This is a genomic window from Clostridioides sp. ES-S-0005-03, assembly GCF_020658455.1.
GTDB lineage: Bacteria > Bacillota > Clostridia > Peptostreptococcales > Peptostreptococcaceae > Clostridioides.
Window position 1 is genome coordinate 508,672 of sequence record NZ_JACVWI010000001.1, and the last position, 25,007, is coordinate 533,678.

Below are 25,007 nucleotides of genomic sequence, written 5' to 3' on the forward strand. Positions count from 1 at the left end.
TACAGTGATTGAAAGCAAAAGATTATATATTAGACAAATGAATCATAGTGATTTTAAGGAAATAAGTAAAATGTTACAAGATTCAGAAGTAATGTATGCATGGGAACATGCTTTTTCTGATGAAGAAGTTACAGAATGGATTGATAGAAATATACAGAGATATAATAATGATGGATATGGATATTTTATTGTTATAGATAAGTATATAGATAATGTAGTGGGGCAAATAGGCCTTATAAAACAGGACATAGGGTTAGGAATAGGTTATATAGTAAAAAGAGAATATTGGAATCAAGGTTATGCTACAGAAGGTGCTACTATATGTATAGATTATGCTATTAGAAACTTAAATGTAGATACTTTAGTAGCAGATATCAGACCTGAAAATATAGCATCTATAAATGTGGCAAAAAAACTAGGTATGAAGAAAATATCTGAGTGCGACAAGATTTATAGAGGACAAGTAATGAAACATGATGTCTACCAATTAAAAGTAACAGGATTAACTACAAAAATTGTTGAAATAGTAGATTATAATCCAAATTGGAAGTATGAGTTTGAAAAATTAAAATCTACACTAGAAAAGACTCTAGGTAATTCGATTTTGAAAATAGAACATGTTGGTAGCACATCTGTTGAAGGGCTTTCTGCAAAACCTAGATTAGATGTTGATATAATAATTGGAGACTATAGCTACTTAAATGATGTTGTCAGTAAACTAAAAAAATTAGGGTATAAACATCTAGGCAATTTAGAAGTAGAAGGAAGAGAAGCATTTTCTTATGAGACAACTAGTTTCATGGAGCATAATTTATATGTATGTCCTAAAGATGGGAAAGGATATTTAGAGCATATTAAATTTCGAGAGTATTTGAGACTAAATCCAGATAAGGTTAAAGAATATTCTGACTTAAAAAAGAAGCTAGCAAAACTTTATAGGTATGATGTTAACTCTTATTGTGATAACAAAACAGATTTCATAAGAGGCATAATAGATTAGATATTAATATTAAAAATATTTAAAGCAAATAATTCATTAGTAATTTTGAAAATAACAATGCACTATTATATTTGATTTGAAAAAGATTAAGTTCTTAATCTATCATATATAATAGTGCATTAAATATTTAAGCATGTTTTAGAAAACAATTTAAAAATAATAACTTATTAATGGAAATACTATTTATAAATTGCCTTTATAGGGTCTAGTTTAGAGGCTTTAAAGGCTGGTATTAAACCAAATACAACTCCAGTTAATATAGTAGCCAAAATAGCATAAAGTAAGCTATTTAAGCTAGGAATTGCTTCAAATCCAATGTATTTAGAAACATAGTTAGTAGCAATAAATCCAACTATAGTTCCTAAAATTCCTCCACATACCGTTATAAAAACAGCTTCAACTAAAAATTGAAATAATATAGACCTAGGTTTTGCACCAATAGCACGTCTTATACCAATCTCTCTTTGTCTTTCCATAACTGATACATACATTATATTCATTACACCAATACCACCAACAAACATTGCAACTACAGTTATTATAGATACATATTTATTGACATTAGAATTGATGCTTTCAAGATAAGCTGTTTGTTCAGTTGGGTCTGGTGTAGTATAAGAACCATTGATACCAGGATGCATTTCATATAGTTTAGCTATAATATTGTTTGCAACTTCATTCACATTATATCCTTTAGAACAAACTAAGTCTAACTGATAAATTTCAGTGGAGTAAGAGTTTTGACTCATTAGACTATCAAAAGCTTTTTTAGGTATAAGAGAAGTTATAAATTGCATATCTTGATAACCTCCTAAAAATCCTCCAGCTTGTTGTTGGTTAGAAGAATCATCCAATACTCCAATTATTTCAAATATAGTTCCATTTACATTAATACCATGGCCTAAAGCGTCTTCTGGATTTTCAAAAATTTCACTTGCACTTTGCTGTGTAAGTAGAATTACCTTTCTTTTTTCATCATCCAAGGAAAAATCTCTACCACAGATTAAATTTATTTTTGAATCTTTTTTTACTGGTCCAACTTCCACATAAGTCGTTTTTTTATCAAAAGATGCCTCAGAAGAATAAGTTGAATCAAGATTAAATCCATCTCTTGCAGGAGCAATTCTTTCTACACCTTCAACAAATGATAATTCTTCTAAATCTTTTGCATTGAATGGCTTTAAAAATATACTCATATCATTGGTAAGACCTGTGTTATCAGCTGATTCAAATGAAATAGTAGTTTTATTAGGATTAGCGTTATTTACAGATTTCTTGATTTCTTTTTGAAATCCATTACCTATAGAACTAACAAGTATTACTGAAGTTATTCCTATAATAATCCAAAGTAAAGCTACAAAGACACGAAGCTTGTGCCCCTTTAAATTAGCCAAAGAATTTTTTAATAAGCCCATGATTACACCTCCGAAGTAAACACACCATCTTTAAGTCGTATGACCTTAGTTGCATACTTAGTCAAATCCTGATCATGTGTAACCATTATTATAGTCTTGCCTTGTTCATTAAGTTCTGTCAAAAGTTCCATAATTTCCCTGCTAGTTTCACTATCCAATGCTCCAGTTGGTTCATCAGCAAAGATTATTTGAGGGTCATTTGCCAAACAACGTGCAATAGCTACACGTTGTTGCTGACCACCAGATAATTGAAGAGGTTTTTGTTTGATTTTATCTAAAAGCCCAACAGATTTTAGTTTGCTCTTAACAATTTCTTCTCTTTCAGATTTTTTTAATATTTTATTGTAAATTAGAGGTAGCTCTACATTTTGATATATATTTAAAGTTTCTATTAAATTAAATTGTTGAAAAACAAAACCAATATTGATATTTCTAAAAACAGAACGCTCATTTTCACTGAGATTAGTTACATCTGTGCCATCAAATATATATCTTCCTTCGTCAAACACATCAAGAAAACCTAAGATGTTAAGTAAAGTGGTTTTACCACTACCAGATTTACCCATTATCATGACAAATTCTCCAGATTCAATTTCTAAATTTAAGGATTTTAAAACATGTAATTCATCTTTCCCTACTTTGTAATATTTTTGAATATTTTCTAATTTAATTAACATATGTAAATTAATTCACATCCATATTAACTTCTTTTAAATTTTTGTCTGGAGTAGCATCTCCATTATTATTAGAGCCAGCAGTTACACCATCACCTTGAACTGGGTCTCCTTCTTTCATTTCTTTAGTAGGGTATTTTATTACTATATCACCTTGTTCAAGACCGCCTCTAATTACAGCAAAGTCATTATTTTTACTTGCAACATCTACAATTTGTTTTTTCAAGATTCCATCTAAGTCTTTAAATACATATGAGTGTTTTTTATCCTTAAGTACACAAGATGCTGGTATTTTAAAGCTTGAGTTAGCTACTTCAAGTGATGCTTGAAGATGGAATCCATTTGTCAACCCTTCTTGGTTATCAAATGCTATGTTTATATCATAATAAGATAAAGTACTTTGTTGAGCTCCCATCTCGCTACTTGGAGTAGATGGCTTATCAGATATAAAACTTATTCTACCAGTAAGATTTTGGTCAGTTGAGAAAACTAATATATTAACCATTTGGTCAATTTTCATCTTAGGTAAATCTTGTTCACTTGCTTGCCCCTTCATATAAAACTCTAGACCTTGAATAGTCATAAATGAAGCTGGTTGCTCTGGATTTCCAGTTTGGTCATTTAAGTATACAGTACCATCAAAAGGAGCAGTAGTTCTATCATATGCTTTCTTATCTAAAGAAGCTATCTGAGAGTTTAAAGCTGTTATTTGTGCATTTATAGAAGCTATAGCATCTCTATTTTCATCAATATTTGCAAGTGATATCTTTTGTTTTTTATATTGGCTAAGTTGTGATTTTAGACTATCTATTTCTGCTATTATAGTTGGATTTTTAGCAGTAAAAAGAAGGTCTCCTTGATTTACCTTTTGACCATTTGTAACATTTACATCACTTAACTCATAATCTCCAGAAATATTAAAGTCTTTAGTTTGCTTAGGAACAACCATACCATTTATAAATATTTTTTCGTTTTCTGGAATAGTGTATGTTTCTATGAAGTTTTCATTAGTTTGTAATTCAGTATTTTTTGAATCGACATAAGCAAGTACCCCTAATATTAAAAGTATGATTATCACGATTCCTGCATAGATTTTAAATCTCTTGTTTTTAAAAGGATTATTTTTAAAACCTTTATTTTTAGCTTTGAAATTATTACTTCCAAAGCTAGTATTTTTAAAGCTATTACTCTTAAAGCTACTATTTCTAAATTTTTTATTTTTAAATTTTTTTAGAAAAGACATGTTTTCCTCCTTTGTATAAAAACTACTTATTATATACTGGGATGTACATATAGAATCATTATAAGAAGCATGTTGAATATAAGTCAAATGAAAATAACTTATCAATATATAAGATACTATAGATAATCTTTGAATGTAATAGTAATTTTTGTATATTGATTGTACTCTGAATCTACATCAATTTTATGGCCAAGTTTGTCACAAAGTTCTTTTACTAAATAAAGACCAAGCCCTGTAGATTTAGTGTTATTTCTTCCATTATTACCTGTAAATCCCTTATTGAATATTCGATTTAAATCTTCCTTTTTTATACCACAGCCAGTATCTTCCACCCTTAATTGTAAATAATTTTTGTGGGTTTTGCAATAGATAGATATATTATCTTCTATTGAGGCATATTTTAGGGAATTATTTAATAATTGCTCGAATATGAAGTGAAGCCATTTTTCGTCTGATAAAACTGTATAATTCAAATTATTTAAGTTTAAAATTATTTTTTTTGAGATAAAATATTTTGAATATTTTCTTATAATATCTCTAAGAATATTTTCAATATTTACTTCTTGAATCAAAAAATCTTTATGAAAATCTTCAAGTCTAGATAAATATAAAATTCTTTCAACAGAATTTTCAATTCTAAATATCTCTTTATCAATATCATCTGAAATTTTTTCTTCGATTAAATCTTCGTTTTGTTCAAGTACTAGTTTAATTATTGCTATAGGTATTTTTATATCATGTACCCACATACTCATAATTTCTTTATTTTCTTCAAATTTCTTAGTATTGATATCTATTATATCATCACACTGGTTTTGATAACCTTTAATTATATCCAAATATATTTTTTCTTCATTTGTACATTTAACTAATTCTATATCATTAGTACTAACTTTGAATGTATTATTTTTAATTTTCTCTAAAAATCTATTTTTCTTAATGTAGCCAGTAAGTATATATATAAATGAAAATACTATATTTACAATTAATATGTATACAATAGTATCTACTAAGAGAGCATCAATAGGAGAAAATATAATAACTGCTATCGTAAAAAGTAAGAAACCAAAGTTGTATACTAAAAATTCGAGTTTATCTTTGAGAAAATCTTTAAAACTCATAAATTCACCTACTTAAAACTATTTTAACTGATTATATAACCTAATCCTCTTTTAGTTTCTATAAAGTCTTCCAATCCAATTTCACTTAATTTTGAACGTATTCTGTTTACATTAACAGTGAGAGTATTATCATCTACAAACCAATCATTATCCCATAATTTTTTCATAAGTTTATTTCTACTAACTATTTTACTTTTATTCCTCATAAGTTCATGAAGAATTTTAATTTCATTTTTGGTTAGCTCAATAGTACTATCTTTATAACATATAGTTGCAGTTGATAAATCCAAAGTAACCCCATTATGGACAATTTTATTTGAATTATTATCAACAAAATTATAAGTTCTTCTTAAAAGAGCATTTACTTTAGCTATTAAAACATCTATAGAAAATGGTTTTTGTATATAATCATCTGCGCCTAGATTTACACCCATTATCACATCCATATTAGAATTTCTTGAAGAAATAAATATTATTGGAACTTTGGAAATTCTTCTTATCTCATTACACCAATGAAATCCATCATAAAATGGAAGATTTATATCTAATAAAACCAATTGTGGTTTATAATGCTTAAATTCTTCTATTATGTTTTCAAGATTTTCTATTTGATAGACAATATGTCCCCATTTAGAAAGACAATCTGCTATTTGATGTTTTAATGAAACATCATCTTCAATTACCATTATTTTAAACATTTTTACCTCCTAATCCAGAATAGTTATATTAACATAACTATATTTTACTTGATAAGTTCAAACATTTCTACCTTATAATTTAAAATAATTATATTAATATAACTATATTTTACTTGACAAATTATATTTTAAATATAATTCTAGTAAAAAGGAAGAAATATAATTAATACTTACAGAAATGTAACATTATATTAATATAAGTAAATGGTTAAAAACTACTTTAATATATATAATATATTTATAAGAATTGGAAAATGAGCAATTATGTTGAGGAGTGGTAAGTAATTATGGAAGAAATATTAATTGTTGAAAATATAAAAAAAGAGTATGGTAGAAAAGGCTCAAAATATGAAGCTTTAAAGGGAATAAGTTTTAAAGTTTATAAAGGCGAATTTGTAGGTATTATGGGTTCATCTGGAGCTGGAAAATCAACTCTTTTGAACATTATTTCTACAATAGATTTGCCTTCATCAGGAAATGTTTATATAGAGAATAAGAATATTATTAAAATGAAACAAAATAAATTAGCCGACTTTAGACGTGATAATCTTGGATTTGTATTTCAAGACTCTAACCTTTTAGATACATTAACTATAAAAGAAAATATAATGCTACCTCTTTCTTTAAAAAATGAAAAAGTATCAGTAATAGAAAGTAGAATAAAAGAAGTTTCAAAATCACTAAATATAGAATCAGTATTAGATAAATATCCTAATGAAGTCTCAGGTGGACAAAAACAAAGAGGCGCTGTTTGTAGAGCAATAGTAACAAAACCATCATTAATACTTGCAGACGAGCCTACAGGAGCATTAGATTCTAAATCTGCAAGGGATTTATTAAATTCTCTAGTAAAATTAAATAAAGATAACGATTCAACAATATTAATGGTAACACATGATGCTATAAGTGCAAGTTTTTGTAGTAGAATACTCTTTATAAAGGATGGAATAATCTTTACAGAACTTATAAAAGGAGAAAGCACAAAAGAATTCTATAATAAAATACTAAATACAGTTTCCTTAATTGGAGGAGTTAATAAAAATGAGTTTATTTAAAATTGCTATAAAAAATATAAAAAAGAACTTTTTAAGCTATTTTATGTACTTCGTTTCAATTGTATTTAGTGTATTTATATTCTTTAGTTTCAAGTCAATAGAGTACAATGAAGCCTTAAATTTACTTGGTAGAAAAACTAAAATAGGTATTAATACAAGTTCAATTGTAATAGTGGTATTTGTTTTTTTGTTTATATATTATTCAAATTCATTTTTCTTTAATAGACGTAGGCAAGAGATAGGTACTTATAGCTTGATTGGAATGAGAAAAAATCAGATAGGCAGAATATTTTTATATGAAACTTTTTTGATGGGAATCTTTGCAATATTAATAGGAATATCTTTAGGTTTTTTATTTTCAAAGCTTATGACAATGATTCTTGTAAAATTAATTAAAGAGATTATAGTAGTAAAGATGACTTTAAGTATAAGGGCTTTAATTCAGACATTAGGAATATTTTTAATAATATTTGTAGTAATTGGAATGAGAAATATTATAGTTATTAGGAATAAAAAAATTGTAGAGTTATTTAAGAAGTCACCAGAAAAATATACAAATAAAAGATTTATAAAGCTAAAGGGAACTCTTGGAGTTTTACTGATAGTATTTTCTTATTTAATGTCAGTTAGTCATTTCATTGTTGAAAACATAATGTTTTCAGCTTTTATATTAATTACAATAATACCAGGTACTTTTTTATTTTTTTCATCAATAATGTCGATAATTATAGATGTTGCTAAGAAGAAAAAAAGTTTTTATTACAAGGGAAGAAATCTAATTGCATTTTCAGAACTTGGATTCAAATTAAAGAATAATAGCAGAGTATTGGCAATAATAGCAATATTAATAGCTACAAGTGTAACTATGTTAGGATTTACAATATCAATTTATTACGATATAGATAGAAATATAAATGAAAACTACAAGTATAGTTATACTATAAATGCAGAAAATTCTCTTGTAAATAATGAAATCGATAAGCTGCTATATAAATATAAAGAAGATGATAAGGTGCTTTTTGATAAGACAGTAGAGTTTATAAGTAGAGATGTAAATTTTAAATTGTACTATAAAAAAGGAGGAGTTTATAGAGAAAATACAGTGATTGTAGATTTTATTAAAGAAAGTGATTTTAAGAAATTAAGACAATATCAAAACAGTAATTATGAAGAATTAACTTCAGAAGAGCATGTATATTATGTTTCAGATTCATATAAGAGAATGTTTCTTAAAAGTACTGGTACTCAAAAAATAGATGTATACATTAAAGAAAAAGAGAAGATGAATTTATTTACAGTTCAAAAAAATATTTTAGAGCCAGAAATAAATTTACAATCAACATTTGATTTAATTGTGGTAAAAGATAACATATTTAATAGATTAAAATCAGGAGGAGAATCGAGATTATTAAGATTAATTGATATAAAAAATGAAAAAAAAGAGTTTGATATGTCTTTAAGATTAAAAAATATAGTTGATAAAAATATGGAATCAACTTATCCTTTTAATTTTACATCAAATGTCGAAAACTATAATGATTTAATTAGAGTAAGTGGTCTTATGTTATTTATAGGTATATTTCTATCTGTAGTATTTCTTTTGTGTACAGGAAGTATAATTTTATTTAAGCAATTATCAAATATATATGATGATAAAGAACGATATATTATGCTAAAAAAACTTGGGGCAAATAATCAAGATATTGAGAAAATAATATCAAGACAATTAAAAGTTGTATTTTTGTTGCCATTAATTGTAGGTACAATTCATAATTTATTTGCTATGTCAATTGCTCAAAAATTTATAACTAGGCCATTACTTATACCAATTATTACAACACTAGCCATTTATTATATAGGTTATTTTATATATTATTTTATAACATTAAAATACGCTCAAAATATGATAATAGATTAAGTTGTAGAGTATTTTTTACTTAATAAGAATTAAATACTAAAAACAAGATAGCTTATCTAATCAAAACAAAAAAATATTATAATAATGTAATTAAGTCTTGGAAAAAGTTTGTATTTTGTATCAGTTGTATTAATTAATGTTATATAATAAATTTAAGGAAAATATAAAATAAAAATGACAAGGAGTTGAAAATTATGATGTTTGATGCTCATCAACATAAATATCCATCAATAAGAAATGTTATATATGCTAAAAATGGAGCAGTTGCAACTTCAACGCCATTAGCTTCTCAAGCTGGGCTTGAAATACTAAAAAAAGGTGGAAATGCTGTGGATGCAGCAGTTGCAACTGCTGCTACATTATCTGTAGTTGAACCTACAAGTAATGGAATTGGAGGAGACGCATATGCTCTTGTTTGGATAGAGGAAGAAAAACGATTATATGGACTAAATTCTAGCGGTTTTGCTCCAGAAAGAATGGAATTAAAAAATTACAAGAACATGAAAGAAATGCCAAAGTATGGATTTGGAGCAGTAACTGTACCTGGAATACCTGCAGCTTGGGCAGAATTAAATAAAAAGTATGGAAAACTTAGTCTACTAGAATGTTTATCTCCAGCAATTAAATATGCAAGAGAAGGATATGTTGTTTCTCCTAATGTATCAAAAGTATGGAAAAAATCCTATGAACTATATGAAAAAGAATTTGTTGGAGAAGAATTTAAGTCATGGTTTGAGACGTTTTCTAAGGATGGTAAAGCTCCAGAAGCTGGTGACATATTTGTATGTGAAGAGCATGCTAATACATTAGAAGAAATAGCCAATACACAAGCTGAAAGTTTTTATAGAGGTAGACTAGCAGATAAAATAGATGAGTGTTCTAGAAAGTTTGAGGGAGCTATAAGAAAAAGTGATTTAGCGAGTTTTTATCCAACTTGGGTAGAACCTATAAGCACAGAATACAAAGGATATAAAATATTTGAAATTCCACCGAATGGACATGGAATAACAGTCCTAATGGCATTAAATATATTAAAAGAATTGGACATAAAAGGAGATATAGAAAATGTAGATGACATACATAAGATTATAGAAAGCTTAAAACTGGCTTTTGCAGATTCTAAAACTTATGTAACTGATATAGAACATATGAAAGTAAAGGTTCAGGAATTATTAAGTCAAGATTATGCAAAAAAGAGAAGTTTATTGATTGATAATGAAAAAGCTTTATACCCAAAAGAAGGAGAACCATATTGTGGTGGAACTGTATATCTTTGTACTGCTGACAAAGATGGAAATATGGTTTCATATATACAGAGTAATTATATAAATTTTGGTTCTGGGATAGTAATACCAAACACTGGTATTGCACTACATAGTAGAGGTAATAATTTTAACTTAGACCCTAAACACCATAATGTAGTAAAACCATTTAAAAAACCTTATCACACAATAATACCTGGTTTTTTAGGTAAAGATGATAAGGCAATAGGTCCATTTGGTGTAATGGGTGCTTTTATGCAACCACAGGGACATCTTCAAGTATTAACGAGTATGATAGACTTTGGTTTAAACCCTCAAGAGGCATTAGATGCTCCAAGATGGCAGTGGATAAAAGGTAAAGAGATAGAAGTTGAATCAGAGATGCCAAGACAGATGGTAGATGCTCTTATTGAAAAAGGTCATGAGATAAAAGTAATTCATGATAATGTTGATATGGGTAGGGGACAAATAATCTTCAAAACAGAGCAAGAAAGTTATGTTTGTGCAACAGAGTCAAGATGTGATGGTCATGTTGCAGTTTATTAATATTGTAAACTAAATTTATATTTAATGACTAAAGGAATCTATATGAAATGATGATAATAAAAGGCGAAAGTCTACAATGACTAACGCCTTTATAAAAAGCTAAGATATATAATATGCTAGATTTATTTATTATTAACTTTATTCTTGTCCAGTTTTAACTTCGTTGTCATCATAGCTAATCCAGTCACTAAAGCTACCAACATAAATCTTATGGGGCATATTAAGTTCTCTAAGTGCAAGGCTGTTAACACAAGCAGATATTCCTGAACCACAAGACAAAATTATTTCTTCATAATTGTTTAAATCCTTAAAGAAGTCTTTTAAAAATTCAGTATCTTTAAGTGAGCCATTTTCAAAATCACCTTTTATTAAATCCTTGCAAAAGTAATTTTTTGCACTAGGTATATGGCCAGCTTTTGAATATGCAGGTTCAACTAAACCTTGGTATCTTTCATTAGCACGACAATCTATAATCACAGTATTTTTGTCATATAATTTAGACTTAACATATTCCATTGGAACAACTAAACTGTCATTTACATTAGGCTTAATTTTTTTGTCTGTACAGTTTGGAATATTTATTTTTTCTTCTAATTCTCCACCTTCTTTTACAAAAGCTGTTATTCCACCATCTAATACATAGACATTTTCAAGACCTAAGTGTTTTAATTGGAAGAATAGTCTACAAGCACCATTTAAATCTCCATCATCATAAGCTACAATTGTAGTGTAATTATCAACACCCATTTTTTCTAACTTTTCTTTTAATATAAAAGGGTCTTGTAAAGGATTTTTACCGCCATGTTCTTTTGTAGGAGATGATAAATCCTTGTCTATATCCAAGATAAAGCTACCTTTTATATGTCCTTTTTTATAAGAATCAATACCATAAGTTCTATTGATAAGGTCAAATCTACAATCTATAACAACTAGATTATCATTATGTTCTAATTTAGATATAAGTTCTTTTGCAGAAATAATATTTTTCAAAAAACAAACCTCCTATTTTTAATTATTTTTATGTGTATTCATAATAATTATTAACTTTATAAATTAATATTATTATAAATTATTACATAAGTAAATAAATCTTTAGAAAATATAAAAATTTTATATAAAAATTCAAATAATTAATGAATATTAAAAATTTTAGATATATAATAAAATAAGAGTATATTTTAGTTTATATAAAAGCTGGTATTGCAATAGATTAAAGCCTTATACATGTTTAGTTTTTAAAGAAATCTGAGTTATTATGAAAACCTAGGTTAATTTATTAAACAAATAATTGAATAAAAAAAATTTATTATGTATTTATAAAATTTTTGTTACAAATTTGGCATAATATAGTATACTTTAAGTGTGTATTAGGTTAAATCTATAACAAATTATACATATAATATGGGTTTTAATATTTGTTGGAATTTAAACGTAATTTGTTAATATCAACTATTTGTAATTTGGGCAGTTATAATTATTTTACAGGGGGGATGTCCAATACAAAACATTTAATCGAGAACTAATATTGTATTATAATTAGAGTTATAGTTTTGTGTGTTTATGTTTTAATTAAATTTAAAGTGGGAAAAATATATTTGTTAGAATGGAGAATAGCGAGATGAGTAATAAAATAGTTAGTAAGAGACAATTAACAGATAGTATTTATTTGATGGAAATAGAGGCTCCTAGAGTTGCAAAATCTTCTCAGCCTGGTCAATTTATAATAATTAAAAATGATGAAAAGGGAGAAAGAATTCCTCTTACAATAGCTGATTATGATAGAGAAAAAGGAACAGTAACTATCGTATTCCAAACAGTTGGTGCTTCAACTAAGAAATTAGCAATGTTTGAAGAAAACGATTTTGTAATGGACTTTGTAGGGCCATTAGGACAAGCAAGTGAATTCATACATGAAGATATAGAAGAATTAAAAAATAAAAAAATCCTATTTGTAGCTGGTGGAGTAGGTTCTGCTCCAGTGTATCCACAAGTTAAATGGTTTAAAGATAATGGATTAGATGTAGATGTAATAATTGGTGCAAGAACTAAAGAATTAATCATATTAGAAGATGATATGAGAAAAGTAGCTAAAAATGTATACATATCAACAGATGATGGTACATATGGATTTGATGGAAGAGTTACAGATTTATTAAAAGATTTGGTTGATAATCAAGGCAAAAAATATGACCAAGCAATAGTAATTGGACCAATGATAATGATGAAATTTATGTGTCAATTGACTAAAGAATTAAACATACCTACTATAGTAAGTTTAAATACAATAATGATTGATGGAACAGGTATGTGTGGTGGTTGTAGAGTTAGTGTTGGAAATGAGACTAAGTTTGCATGTGTAGATGGTCCTGAATTTGATGGACATTTAGTTGATTTTGACCAAGCTATGAGAAGACAATCTATGTATAAAACTCAAGAAGGAAGAGCTATGTTAAAACTTGAAGAAGGCGATAGTCATCATCATAGTAATTGTGGATGTGGAGGTAACAAATAATGGATGCTAAAAAAGTAAAAGTACCAGTTAGAGAACAAGAACCTGCTGTAAGAGCAGCAAACTTTGATGAAGTATGTTTAGGATACAATAAAGAAGAAGCTATGGCAGAAGCTAATAGATGTCTAGGATGTAAAAAACCAAAATGTGTAGGTGGATGTCCAGTAGGAATTGATATCCCAGGATTTATAACAAAAATTAAAGAAGATGATATAGAAGGTGCTGCTAAAGTAATAGCCAAGAGTAGTTCACTACCTGCTGTTTGTGGTAGAGTATGTCCACAAGAAAGTCAATGTGAAGGAGTATGTATACTTGGAATAAAATCAGATGCAGTATCAATAGGAAAATTGGAAAGATTTGTAGCAGATTGGTCAAAAGAAAATGATATAAACTTATCTGACACAGAACCTAAGAAAAATCAAAAAGTAGCTGTAATAGGAAGTGGACCAGCAGGTCTTGCTTGTGCTGGTGACTTAGCTAAAAAAGGCTATGATGTAACAATATTTGAAGCAATGCATGAACCAGGTGGAGTTTTAACTTATGGAATACCTGAATTTAGACTTCCAAAACAAGCTGTTGTTCAACCTGAAATAGATAATATAAGAAAATTAGGTGTAAAAATAGAAACTAATGTAATTGTTGGTAAAACAATAACAGTAGATGAACTTATAGAAGATGAAGGCTTTGAAGCTATATTCATAGGTTCAGGAGCTGGTCTTCCTATGTTTATGAACATACCAGGAGAAAATGCTAATGGAGTATTTTCTGCAAATGAGTTTTTAACTAGAGTAAACTTAATGAAAGCTTACAGAGATGATTATGATACACCTATTAGTTCTGGTAAAAAAGTTGCTGTAGTTGGTGGTGGAAATGTTGCTATGGATGCTGCTAGAACTGCATTAAGATTAGGTTCAGAATCATATATAGTTTATAGAAGAAGTGAAAAAGAGCTTCCAGCGAGAGCTGAAGAAGTACATCATGCAAAAGAAGAAGGAATTATATTTAATACATTGACAAATCCTAAAGAAATTTTAGTAGATGAAAATGGATATGTTAAAGGTATGGTTTGTATAAGAATGGAATTAGGAGAACCAGATGATTCTGGAAGAAGAAGACCTATAGAAATAGAAGGTTCTGAATTTGTACTTGATGTAGATACAGTTATAATGTCACTTGGAACAAGTCCAAATCCATTAATATCTTCTACAACAAAGAGTCTTGATATAAATAAGAGAAGATGCTTAATAACAGATGAAAATGGTCAAACTTCTAAAGAAGGTGTATTTGCAGGTGGAGACGCTGTTACTGGAGCAGCAACAGTAATATCTGCAATGGGTGCTGGTAAAACTGCAGCAGCTTCAATAGATGAATATTTAAAAGCAAAAGTTAATGCTTAATTTGTAAATTAAATATACCAAGTTAGAATAATTTCTAGCTTGGTATATTTTTTTGAAAAATTATATAATAAAGCCATAGTTACTATTGTAATATTTACTATTAAGCAACATAATTTTGTTTAATTATGGTAAAATAATATCGAATAAAGATTTTATAAGGGGGAAATAATGTGTGGTTGGCAGAATCAGAGTTATCAGACTTGACATTAGAACTTATACCTAAAAAGAATATTTTTGGTATAACGGTTACATATATTAGTGCAACAGATATTGAAAATGTAAGCATTTTAGATAAAGCAAGTATAAATTACTTAAAAAATAATATTCCATCATTAGAATATAGGCCTTTCCTATATAAAATTGAAAAATTAAATGTGCCAGTTTTAAATTATGAATCTCGTATAAAGGATTCATATAAATTTAAAGAAAGAATACTTTTGGATTATTCACATAGAGTAATGTCACAAGTTATTAAAGAGCCGATTGAGTATGTATTACAATAGTATAATTAATGGTGTTTAAATATGAGAAAAAGAGAAAAAATATTTGATGGATTAGTTTTTAGGTATATATTAATTTTATGGATGTTATTAATTTTAATTGATTTTACAAGTACAATTATATATGCAAGTAATTCTATGGAGGTTGCTTCTAAAAATATGATTGAAGCCTCAAAAAGAGAATTAGAAAATTATTTAAGTGTCAATGCATCCTTATTAAAAGCTCTTAGTCAAGACGATAGATTTTCTGATGCCAGAACTTCTCTAATTGAAAAAGGTAAGTTATTAAGACCTTATCAAAAACAATATAACCTTTTTATGCTTGGAATAACTGATGCACAAGGGAATACTTCAAGTACATATAGAGAAAGGGTTGGGACAATAAAAGACCGAACTCATTTTCAGAAGGTATTAGAAACAAAGAAAATGGTGATTTCTGACATTACAGTTAGTAAGGTTACAGGAGATAAAGTATTTATTATATGTGTACCTATTATAAAAAATAATGAAGTAACTGGAACTATTTTTGCTTCCTTTTATTTTCAAGATGTAAATAAGATAGTAAGTAGAAGTAATTCTGATGATTCTATTAAGTTTTTAATGGTAGATAAAAATTATGCCATTATTTCTCATCAAAATAAAGACTATGTCCACAATAAGACGGACATGTTTAGTATAGAAGGAAATATTATAGGGTCCAGTAAAAATGAAATTTTAAAAAATATAGATGAGAAACGTCAAGGTGGTTTTTTATCATGGGATAATTGGAAGTTATATAGTGCAAGATATACGAGTATCGAAGGAACTGATTGGACGTTAATATCAAGTTGTGATGTCTTTAAGAACTTTAAAAGCTTGATAATTGATTTTATAATCAAGTTATTTTTCTATATATTAATATTTTTGATATTGTGGAAATTAAGTAATGTTACACTAATAGAACAACTGAAAAAATTAGCTTATTATGATTCCTTAAGTGGAATAAAGAACAAAGAAAAGTTTAAAAAAGATTCTATATATATTTTACATAATTATTATAAGGATGATTTTTACTTAGTTCAATTGGATGTCAATAAATTTAAATACATAAATGAGATGTTTGGTTATACTGAAGGAAATAAGATATTAATACATATTGCAAATGTGTTAAAACACAATACAAACAAATATGAACTTTGTGCCAGAATGGATAATGACCACTTTATATTATTGCTTTCTTGTAATACTGATACTGACCTTTTAAATAGACTAGCTAAAATAAATAATGAAATATGCAATTTAAGTACTAGTAATTCTTCACAATATAAAATTGTTATGTCAAGTGGCATATATAAGATAAATAGAAGTGATGATATACAAAAAATTGACTTGTTAATTGATAGAGCGAATATTGCTGCAAAAACAAAAAAAGATAAGTATGAGCATTCATATTCATTTTTCAATGAAGATACAAGAAATCGATTATATAGAGAAAAGAAATTGGAGGATAATATGAATAAAGCTTTGGAAAAAGGCGAGTTTGTAGTATATTACCAACCAAAATATAGTTTAAATGATGGAAATGAAATTGAAGGAGCAGAAGCTCTAATAAGATGGAACAATCCAGATATAGGATTTATTTCACCCGTAGATTTTGTACCTTTATTTGAAAGAAATGGTTTCATTGTAAATATTGATATGTTTGTATTTGAAGAAGTATGTAAGACCTTGAGAAAGTGGCTAAACAAAGGTTATAACCCTGTGCCAATCTCAGTGAATATATCTAGAGTTCATTTACATAGAGATAATTTTATAGAGAATATTACTGAATTGATAAATAAGTATAATATATCTCCTAAGTTTATAGAACTTGAATTAACAGAAAGTGTTGTATTTGATAATTTAAATATATTGATTGATATAATTAAGAGGCTTAAAAAGATAGGATTTCTTATATCAATGGATGATTTTGGCTCAGGATATTCATCCTTGAATCTATTAAAGGACCTTCCTTTTGATATTTTAAAATTAGATAGAGGCTTTCTAATTGAAACAACAGATACAAAACGTGGAAAAATTATTATCTCTAAGATAGTAGAAATGTCAAAAGCGATTAATATTAAAGTTATATGTGAAGGTGTAGAAACCAATGAGCAAGTAGAGTTTTTAAAAGAAATAGGATGCGATAAGGTTCAAGGTTATTTATTTGCTAAACCGATGGTACTTAGTGAATTTGAAAAGCTTCTAAAATTTTAGTTGAATTAATTATTAATACTAATTAGTTTGTTGATACCCTAACAATTAACTTACAAATATGTAAGTTAATTGTTAGGGTATTTTTATGGTTAAAATGGGATATTCACGATAATATATTACTGTAGTGAAAATAAAAAAGTAATGGAGAATATAAAATGAACATATTAAGTATTAAAAATATATCAAAAACATATTATGGAAAAGTTCCATATAAAGCATTAGATAGTATTAATTTAAGTATAGAAAAGGGCGAATTTGTAGCTGTTATGGGTCCATCTGGAAGTGGCAAATCTACTCTCTTAAATATAATATCTACAATTGATAAGCAGAGTGAAGGCCAAGTTATATTAAATGGACAGGATACAAGTAAATTAGAAGGAGAAAAATTAGCTGAATTTAGAAGAAAACAACTTGGTTTTGTATTTCAGAATTTTAATTTGATTGATACTTTGACAGTTGGTGAAAATATAATGTTGCCACTTACACTAGATGGTAGAAATGTTAAAAAAATGAACAGGGAAACTAAAAATATATCTGAATTTTTAGGTATTGATAAAATTTTAGATAGAAGAACTTATGAGATTTCAGGAGGACAAGCTCAAAGATGTGCAATTGCTAGAGCAATTATAAATAACCCATCATTACTTCTTGCAGATGAACCAACAGGGAATCTTGATTCGAAATCCACTGATGATGTTTTAGAGTTATTTGCTAAGATAAACAAAGAACAAAATGTAACTACACTTATGGTAACTCATGAAGCATATAGTGCAAGCCATTCAGATAGAGTTGTTTTTATAAAGGATGGATGCATATATACAGAGATAAAGAAATCAGGCACGAATAGTTCTTTTTACAATAAAATACTATCTGTCTTGTCTCAAATAGGAGGTGTAAGGTAGTGACTTTTGGAAGATTTGCTTATAATAATATAATTAGAAATTTTAGAGCATATTTAGCGTATTTTTTAAGCTCAATTTTCTCTATAATGATATTTTTTGTATTTGCAGTATCTATGTTTCATCCAATTATAACGGATTCTGGAATCCAAAGTGGTTCTACTGCATTTATGGCTCTTATGATTTCAGAATTAATAATATTAGGATTTAGTCTGCTTTTTATATTATATTCCTTAGGAAATTTCTTAAAATCTAGATTAAGAGATTTTGGAGTTATGATAATAATTGGAATGAGTAATAAACAATTGAAAAGATTGATATTGATTGAAAATTTAATAATAGGATTATTAGCAATAATGTTAGGAATACTTTTAGGGCTATCTATTTCTAAGTTATTTTTATTGTATTTAGGTAAAATATTTTATATGAACTTGACAGAAAGTTACTTTCCAATAAAAGCGATACTAATGACAATTATATCTTTTATGTTATTATTTTTGATAACAGGACCACTTAGCTTAAAATTGTTAAACAAAAATAATATTTTTGAACTTTTAGTAGGCACAAAGAAACCTAAAAAAGATATAAAACCTTCAAAATTATTTGGAATACTTGGTATATCATGTCTTATGACAGGATATGCTATGATACTATTTGGTAATAAGTTAAATATAAATGGTGATATGTACATGATAGCGCTGTTGATTACTCTAGGAATGTTTTTATTTTTTTCTCAGTTTACCATTTTAATATTAAAGCATATGAAAAATAGAGAGAAGTTTTATAAAAACAAAATAAATATGTTGCTTATAGGTAATTTAGTATATAAGATGAAAGATAATTCTCGATTATTGTTTTTAATGACAATACTTTTATCTGGTACTTTAGTAGCATTTACAACAACTTTAACGCTTGTAACTTCACAAGGTAAATCCTCTAAAAATAATTTTCCAATGGTTTACTCATATTTCTCAGAAGACAATAATAACAAAAAATATGAAGACTTAGAAGAAATTAGAAACACAATAAAAGAATATGATTATAAGGAATTAAGTTTTCCTATGCTTGAATATAATAATGAAGTATTATTAAGTATGAGTAACTATAATAAATTATCAAAACAATTGGGATTAGATAAAATTAATCTAAAGATAGATGAGGGCATTATAGTTCCTAGATATAATTCTAAAGAGCATATAAATTCTTTAAAAGAAATTAAAGCTTATAAGATAAAAAATGTAAACATAAAGATAAAAGAATCAACAGATAGGATAATTTTTCCTACAGGTATGTTTAGTAAAATTATAGTTATACATGATAATTTATATAATAATATACAAAGTAAGTTTTCAAAAATAAACTTTCATGGATTTGATTATGAAAACTGGCAAAATAGTGCTGATATAACTGAAGCATTAAAAGAAAAACATTTTAATCTAGATAGAAATGATATGAAGTCATATTTTTTAACCTTACCAGATATGTATTTAGCTGAGTTACAACAAAGTAAAATTCTTCAATTTATGGGTATTTTCATAGGTGTTATTCTGTTTATGGCAGTTCTTAGTTTTTTGTATTTTAGACTATACACAGATGAACCTTTTGATAAGGTTAAGTACAACAATCTATCAAAAATAGGTCTATCTTTTAAAAATATGAATAAGATTGTTAGTATAGAGATAGGTATACTATTTTTTGTACCTTTTATCATAGCTATTGTAAATAGCATATTTTCTTTACTCTTTTTAAATAGTGTACTAAACAATAGTTTTAACTTAAAAAATTGGGGTATATTATTAGTGCTCTCATGTATATATTCACTTTATTTTCATTTACTAAAGAAATTTTATATTAGAAAAGTTTGGTTTTTTGATTAAAGTGGTATATAATATATATTATAGAAAATTAATATTTAAAAAGTAGTTAATATTAAGGGAGGGCATATGCACCTCCCTTGTAATATGTGGAAAATTAAATATTAGAAGAAGGAGGAGACTTGATGGATAATCAACAATTATTAGGAACGGAACGAATCAGTAAATTACTACTGAAATACTCTATACCGGCAATAATAGGTATGCTGGTAAATAGTCTATATAATGTGGTAGACAGAATTTTTATTGGGAACATACCAGGGGTTGGACCACTTGCAATAACAGGTCTTGGTGTTACGATGCCAATAATGACAATAATACTTGCATTTGGTATGTTGATAGGAATAGGAACAACGACAACTATATCGATAAAACTTGGGCAAGGTAAAGTAGAAGATGCAAGGAAACTTATAGGAAATGCAATGACATTAGCTGTAGTTACAGGAATTATAATAATGGTACTTGGGATATTATTTGCAAATAAAATACTTACATTATTTGGAGCAAGTGAAAATACATTAATATATGCAAAGACATATATAAATATCATCTTATTAGGAACAATAGTAAATCTTCTATCCTTTTCTTTAAATCACTCAATAAGAGCTGACGGTAGCCCTAAGATTTCAGCAGGAATAATGATAATAGGATGCCTAACTAATATAGTTTTAGATTGGATGTTAATATTTGGATTCAATATGGGAATACAAGGAGCTGCAATTGCTACAGTAACTTCTCAAGCTCTTACAGCCATTTTAACTATAGGCTACTATATAAGTGGAAAATCAAATTTAAAATTCAGTAAATCTCATTTAAAATTAGATAAAAGATTAGTAGGTGCAGTATTTGCAATAGGAATGTCACCATTTGCTATGCAACTTGCAGCAAGCTTAGTTCAAGTAATATCAAATATTGCACTTAAAACTCATGGTGGAGATTTAGCTATAGGAGCTATGGCTACAATTTCTTCTATAGCAATGGTATTTTTAATGCCTATCTTTGGAATAAATCAGGGAGCGCAACCCATTATAGGTTTTAACTATGGGGCTGAAAAATACGATAGAGTTAAAAAAGCATACTTAGGTTCATTAGTAGTAGCTACTATAATTTTATGCATGGGTATGGTAGTAATTATGCTTTTCCCAGAGGCAATTATAGGGATATTTAATAAAGACCCTGAGCTTATGAGTATATCTGTAGATGGTTTAAAAATATACCTACTTATGTTACCAATTGTAGGTTTATCAATTACAGGAACAAACTTTATACAATCTATAGGTAAAGCAAAAATGGCAATGTTATTAAGTCTTCTAAGACAGGTAATTTTATTGATACCAGCAGTAATAATTCTTCCTACATTCTTAGGTTTAAAGGGTGTATGGACAGCTCAACCAGTATCTGACTTTATAGCCACAGTAATTACAGGTGTAGTAGTATTTAGAGAGTTGAAAAGATATACACCTAAAAGTGAACGTTTAAGTGAAATAACAACTGAATAAAAAGTATAATTTCAGATAAATAAGTAAAAAATTGTAAAAAATACAATTATATGATAAAATAAAACCGCTGTCAAAAAGAAGAGAAATTCTAATTATGGAGTGATTTTATGGAATTTACAAAAAAAAGCAAATTAAAAAATATGTATGTAAACATGAATGTAGCTAAAATGTTGTCTAAGATAAATGAGTATAAGGGTAGACAACTGCTTTACAAAAAACAACCAAAAGAAATTTTAGAAAGTCTAGAAAAAAAATCTTTAGTAGATTGTTCAGAATCTACATATATTGGAAATCAAAAAGAAAGTAATACTTTTAATTTAGAAAAATTAATAAGCAATGAAGTCACACCTAAAAGTAGAGAAGAGTTAAGTATTGTTGAATACAGAGATGTAGTAAAAACTATTAATAGTGCTTATGAGAGTATACCAATAAGCTCACAAACAATTCTTGAACTTCATGGATACTTATATAAATTTTCATCTACCAGAGGGGGAAGCTATAAATCAGAAAGTGGATTCTTTGAATATAATTTAAAAAATAGTGACTTCATAAATGTTGATGCAAGTGTTAATAAGGTTGAAAAAGCTGTAGAAGAAATATGTGAAGCTTATAATACATTGATAGATGAGGATGAAATTGATATATTAATATTAATTTCTGCATTTGTGTTAGATTTCATCTTGATACATCCATTTAAAGAAGGTAATATAAAAATGGCAAGAGTACTTATACTACTGCTGTTAAACAAAAATGGATATGAAGTTGGAAGATATATAAGTTTAGGAAAAATATTTGATGACAGTTCATATGAGTACTATAGTAACTTAAACTATTTGAAGTCATCTATAGGGAATGAAAAATCAGATATGAATGCTTGGATTGAATATTTTTTAGAAACTATATTGACTGCATATAAGAAGTTAGATGACAGTTTAAATGTATCTGATAAGAAAAGACAGACAAAAACTAGTAGAATAGAAAAAATAATAAATTCTACTCTAGGATATTTTACAAAAGAAGATATAAAGGACTTGTGTCCTGATATTCCAGAACCTACTATAAATAGAGTTTTTAATAATCTAAGAAAACAAGATAAGATAGAGGTTGTTGCAAGGGGAAGAAGCGCAAAATGGAAGAAGAAGTATTAAAAAATACTTTAATAATTTTAATGGTATAGTGTTAAAGCACTATACCATTTTTTATTGAAATTAGAAACTCTGAGAGGAATTTACATAACTTTATGGAACACTTATCTTATCTAAAATACTATAGGTAATTTCTTGATTAGAATTTTAAAATATTTAAAATTATATTATATAATAAATTATGTTTTATTCCTGTACTCTATCAATTTACTTTTTAAGATTATTTAACAAATATATTTCTATTAACTTTATAATTTAATTACAGAATAGAATGGTTATTTTTGTGAAATAATAATATAAAAATAATCTTAGGAGTGAGCTTATGAAGAAAAAATTATTATATATAAATGTGAATTCAAAACCAGAAGATTTATCTTCAAGTAAAACTGTAGCAAGAAAGTTTATCAATAAATTTATAGAAAAAAATAAGGATTTCGAAGTTGAAGAAATAGATCTTTATAAAGAGCATATACCAAGACTAGAATATCAATACTTCGAAAAGAGAAATAGTATAGTCAGCGAAGAAGCCGCTAAGCAATTAGATGATAAGGATAGAAAAGAACTTGCAAAAATTAGAAGCCTTTGTGATCAATTTGTGAGTGCAAGTGTATATGTAATAGCAGCACCTATGTGGAGTTTATCTTTTCCAGCACCACTTAAAGAATATATAGATTGTATAATTCAAGATGGAAAAACTATATCTTTTGAAGGTGATGATAAACCACAAGGAATACTGAATGATATTGATAGAAGTATGGTATATATACAATCTTCAGGTGGACATATACCATGGGTACTAAAACCAGTTATGAATAAAGGGGTAAATTATGTGGAAAGTATCATGAAATTTATAGGAATCAAAAAATTTGATGAATTATTAGTAGATGGAACTGGAACTAGTGAAGAAGAAAGACAAAGTGCAATAGAAAAAGCATCTGAAAAAATAGAAGGCATAGTAGATTCTATGAAGTTTTAGTTATAATATTTTATTTTATTGAAAATATAAAGGAAAAACCTCTCTTAATGTAGAAACCTATATTGAAGGAGGCGAAAATCATGCGAGAAGAAAAAAGTAATGAGAAGTATGATTGTTATTGGTGTAATCAAGAAAATAATTTCCATGTAGAGATAAAAGACAATGTAGTGATGATAGATGATGGCACTGGTATACTTAAACAAGCCGTTTTCATAGGGTATAAACAAATTCAAGTTAATTTGAATTGTTCACATTGTCAAAACTTAAATAGAATAAAATTAAATTTGTAAACTTTAGATATGGAGATTCTTGAAAGAGTTAAAAATAGAAAGTATTAATATTTAGACTGAAAATTATATTGTATACAATAATGATTAATTTAAGCTGTATTGTATTTTAATATTTATTTTCAGTCTTACTTTATTAAAATTATTTTTTGGGAGTATCTTGGAAAAAAGTATCTACTATTTTTTCTGAAATACTTTTTAATTGGTCAGCCATTGAAGTTAGGCTTAGTAAGGCTATCAATAAATCACCTTTATTTTCTGGATTAATACTGATATTTTCAAAATTAGACTCTATAAAGTTTGGCATATTATTTCTTTGCCTTTCTTTTATTGATATAAACTTTTCATAACATGCCACTAAATCTTCTCCGTTGAAATCATCTTTTTCGTATACACCATTTAAGATTCTTTTAATCTCTTGTATTGTAAGTGTATTTTTCATAGAATAAATGATTATCATTTGTAAGATTTGTTCTTTGGTATATTTTTTTCCCTTAATTGGTTTGATTAATCCTTCTTTACTATAATTATTTATCATTGTTTTAGTGAGAATTTTATCATCCTCAAATCTTTTATTGGCAGAAAGTTTACTGTCAATTAGAGAAATAATCTGATCCATATATAGGTCAATAGATGGAATATCATTTGAAGTTATATCTGTATTATTTAGCGTTTCCAGTATTATGGTATTTAATTCATTGTTCATCATATGTTACCTCCATAATATTTATAATACACTAATTTAGAAAATAAA

The 25,007-nt window shown here is 27.1% G+C and carries 21 protein-coding genes; 14 read left to right on the forward strand and 7 right to left on the reverse strand.

Going from position 1 to position 25,007, the window contains the following annotated elements; all coding sequences use genetic code 11:
- The first annotated feature begins 4 nt into the window (after window positions 1–4).
- A complete protein-coding gene (locus IC218_RS22135; protein ID WP_227432911.1) occupies window positions 5–1,000 on the forward strand; it encodes a GNAT family N-acetyltransferase in 996 nt (331 codons plus the stop codon).
- Between the two features lie 179 nt (window positions 1,001–1,179).
- On the opposite strand, the gene IC218_RS02410 is transcribed toward IC218_RS22135, so the two are convergent.
- From IC218_RS02410 to IC218_RS02430, 5 genes are all read right to left on the reverse strand, one after another.
- Window positions 1,180–2,415 (reverse strand): ABC transporter permease, encoded by a 1,236-nt coding sequence (locus IC218_RS02410; RefSeq protein ID WP_227432912.1) that lies wholly within the window; start codon window positions 2,413–2,415, stop codon window positions 1,180–1,182.
- Window positions 2,416–2,417: 2 nt separating this feature from the next.
- On the reverse strand, window positions 2,418–3,092 hold the full coding sequence (locus IC218_RS02415; RefSeq protein WP_227482338.1) for an ABC transporter ATP-binding protein: 675 nt from the start codon (window positions 3,090–3,092) through the stop codon (window positions 2,418–2,420).
- A 7-nt stretch (window positions 3,093–3,099) separates the two neighbouring features.
- The gene (locus IC218_RS02420) at window positions 3,100–4,332 is read right to left on the reverse strand and encodes an efflux RND transporter periplasmic adaptor subunit (RefSeq protein WP_227823741.1); all 1,233 of its coding nucleotides are present in this window, start codon (window positions 4,330–4,332) and stop codon (window positions 3,100–3,102) included.
- A gap of 116 nt (window positions 4,333–4,448) precedes the next feature.
- On the reverse strand, window positions 4,449–5,453 hold the full coding sequence (locus IC218_RS02425) for a HAMP domain-containing histidine kinase (protein ID WP_227432915.1): 1,005 nt from the start codon (window positions 5,451–5,453) through the stop codon (window positions 4,449–4,451).
- A 23-nt stretch (window positions 5,454–5,476) separates the two neighbouring features.
- On the reverse strand, window positions 5,477–6,151 hold the full coding sequence (locus tag IC218_RS02430; protein WP_227432916.1) for a response regulator transcription factor: 675 nt from the start codon (window positions 6,149–6,151) through the stop codon (window positions 5,477–5,479).
- A 287-nt stretch (window positions 6,152–6,438) separates the two neighbouring features.
- Between IC218_RS02430 and IC218_RS02435 the strand changes: the two genes are divergently transcribed.
- The 3 genes from IC218_RS02435 to ggt all read left to right on the forward strand — a co-directional run bounded on the left by IC218_RS02435 (window position 6,439) and on the right by ggt (window position 10,932).
- A complete protein-coding gene (locus IC218_RS02435) occupies window positions 6,439–7,206 on the forward strand; it encodes an ABC transporter ATP-binding protein (protein WP_227432917.1) in 768 nt (255 codons plus the stop codon).
- Window positions 7,193–9,124, forward strand: a complete 1,932-nt coding sequence (locus tag IC218_RS02440) for an ABC transporter permease (RefSeq protein WP_227823742.1) — start codon at window positions 7,193–7,195, stop codon at window positions 9,122–9,124. The genes IC218_RS02435 and IC218_RS02440 overlap by 14 nt, the downstream gene beginning before the upstream one ends.
- A gap of 194 nt (window positions 9,125–9,318) precedes the next feature.
- On the forward strand, window positions 9,319–10,932 hold the full coding sequence (ggt, locus tag IC218_RS02445; protein ID WP_227432919.1) for a gamma-glutamyltransferase: 1,614 nt from the start codon (window positions 9,319–9,321) through the stop codon (window positions 10,930–10,932).
- 138 nt (window positions 10,933–11,070) lie between these two features.
- Here the strand turns inward: ggt and IC218_RS02450 are convergent, their stop codons facing one another.
- Window positions 11,071–11,922 (reverse strand): sulfurtransferase, encoded by an 852-nt coding sequence (locus IC218_RS02450; protein ID WP_227823743.1) that lies wholly within the window; start codon window positions 11,920–11,922, stop codon window positions 11,071–11,073.
- 628 nt (window positions 11,923–12,550) lie between these two features.
- Here IC218_RS02450 and IC218_RS02455 point away from each other — a divergent pair.
- From IC218_RS02455 to IC218_RS02500, 10 genes are all read left to right on the forward strand, one after another.
- The gene (locus IC218_RS02455) at window positions 12,551–13,444 is read left to right on the forward strand and encodes a sulfide/dihydroorotate dehydrogenase-like FAD/NAD-binding protein (protein ID WP_227432921.1); all 894 of its coding nucleotides are present in this window, start codon (window positions 12,551–12,553) and stop codon (window positions 13,442–13,444) included.
- Window positions 13,444–14,838, forward strand: coding sequence for an NADPH-dependent glutamate synthase (gene gltA, locus IC218_RS02460; RefSeq protein ID WP_227823744.1), 1,395 nt, complete (start codon window positions 13,444–13,446; stop codon window positions 14,836–14,838). The genes IC218_RS02455 and gltA overlap by 1 nt, the downstream gene beginning before the upstream one ends.
- A gap of 170 nt (window positions 14,839–15,008) precedes the next feature.
- Window positions 15,009–15,341 carry a hypothetical protein gene (locus tag IC218_RS02465; protein WP_227432923.1) on the forward strand — a complete coding sequence of 111 codons (333 nt, stop codon included), beginning with the start codon at window positions 15,009–15,011 and terminating at the stop codon, window positions 15,339–15,341.
- A 21-nt stretch (window positions 15,342–15,362) separates the two neighbouring features.
- Window positions 15,363–17,573: an EAL domain-containing protein gene (locus IC218_RS02470; protein WP_227432924.1), complete on the forward strand. Its 2,211-nt coding sequence runs from the start codon at window positions 15,363–15,365 to the stop codon at window positions 17,571–17,573.
- Between the two features lie 155 nt (window positions 17,574–17,728).
- On the forward strand, window positions 17,729–18,475 hold the full coding sequence (locus IC218_RS02475) for an ABC transporter ATP-binding protein (RefSeq protein WP_227823745.1): 747 nt from the start codon (window positions 17,729–17,731) through the stop codon (window positions 18,473–18,475).
- Window positions 18,475–20,349, forward strand: coding sequence for an ABC transporter permease (locus IC218_RS02480; protein WP_227482348.1), 1,875 nt, complete (start codon window positions 18,475–18,477; stop codon window positions 20,347–20,349). Before IC218_RS02475 ends, IC218_RS02480 begins: the two co-directional genes overlap by 1 nt.
- A gap of 122 nt (window positions 20,350–20,471) precedes the next feature.
- Complete coding sequence (locus IC218_RS02485) at window positions 20,472–21,845, forward strand: MATE family efflux transporter (protein WP_227482349.1); 1,374 nt, start codon at window positions 20,472–20,474, stop codon at window positions 21,843–21,845.
- Between the two features lie 107 nt (window positions 21,846–21,952).
- Window positions 21,953–22,993 carry a Fic family protein gene (locus tag IC218_RS02490; protein ID WP_227823746.1) on the forward strand — a complete coding sequence of 347 codons (1,041 nt, stop codon included), beginning with the start codon at window positions 21,953–21,955 and terminating at the stop codon, window positions 22,991–22,993.
- 319 nt (window positions 22,994–23,312) lie between these two features.
- Window positions 23,313–23,966, forward strand: a complete 654-nt coding sequence (locus IC218_RS02495; RefSeq protein WP_227432929.1) for an FMN-dependent NADH-azoreductase — start codon at window positions 23,313–23,315, stop codon at window positions 23,964–23,966.
- An 80-nt stretch (window positions 23,967–24,046) separates the two neighbouring features.
- Complete coding sequence (locus IC218_RS02500) at window positions 24,047–24,256, forward strand: hypothetical protein (RefSeq protein WP_227432931.1); 210 nt, start codon at window positions 24,047–24,049, stop codon at window positions 24,254–24,256.
- Window positions 24,257–24,395: 139 nt separating this feature from the next.
- On the opposite strand, the gene IC218_RS02505 is transcribed toward IC218_RS02500, so the two are convergent.
- Window positions 24,396–24,962 (reverse strand): DUF1836 domain-containing protein, encoded by a 567-nt coding sequence (locus IC218_RS02505; RefSeq protein WP_413927178.1) that lies wholly within the window; start codon window positions 24,960–24,962, stop codon window positions 24,396–24,398.
- Window positions 24,963–25,007: the final 45 nt, after the last annotated feature.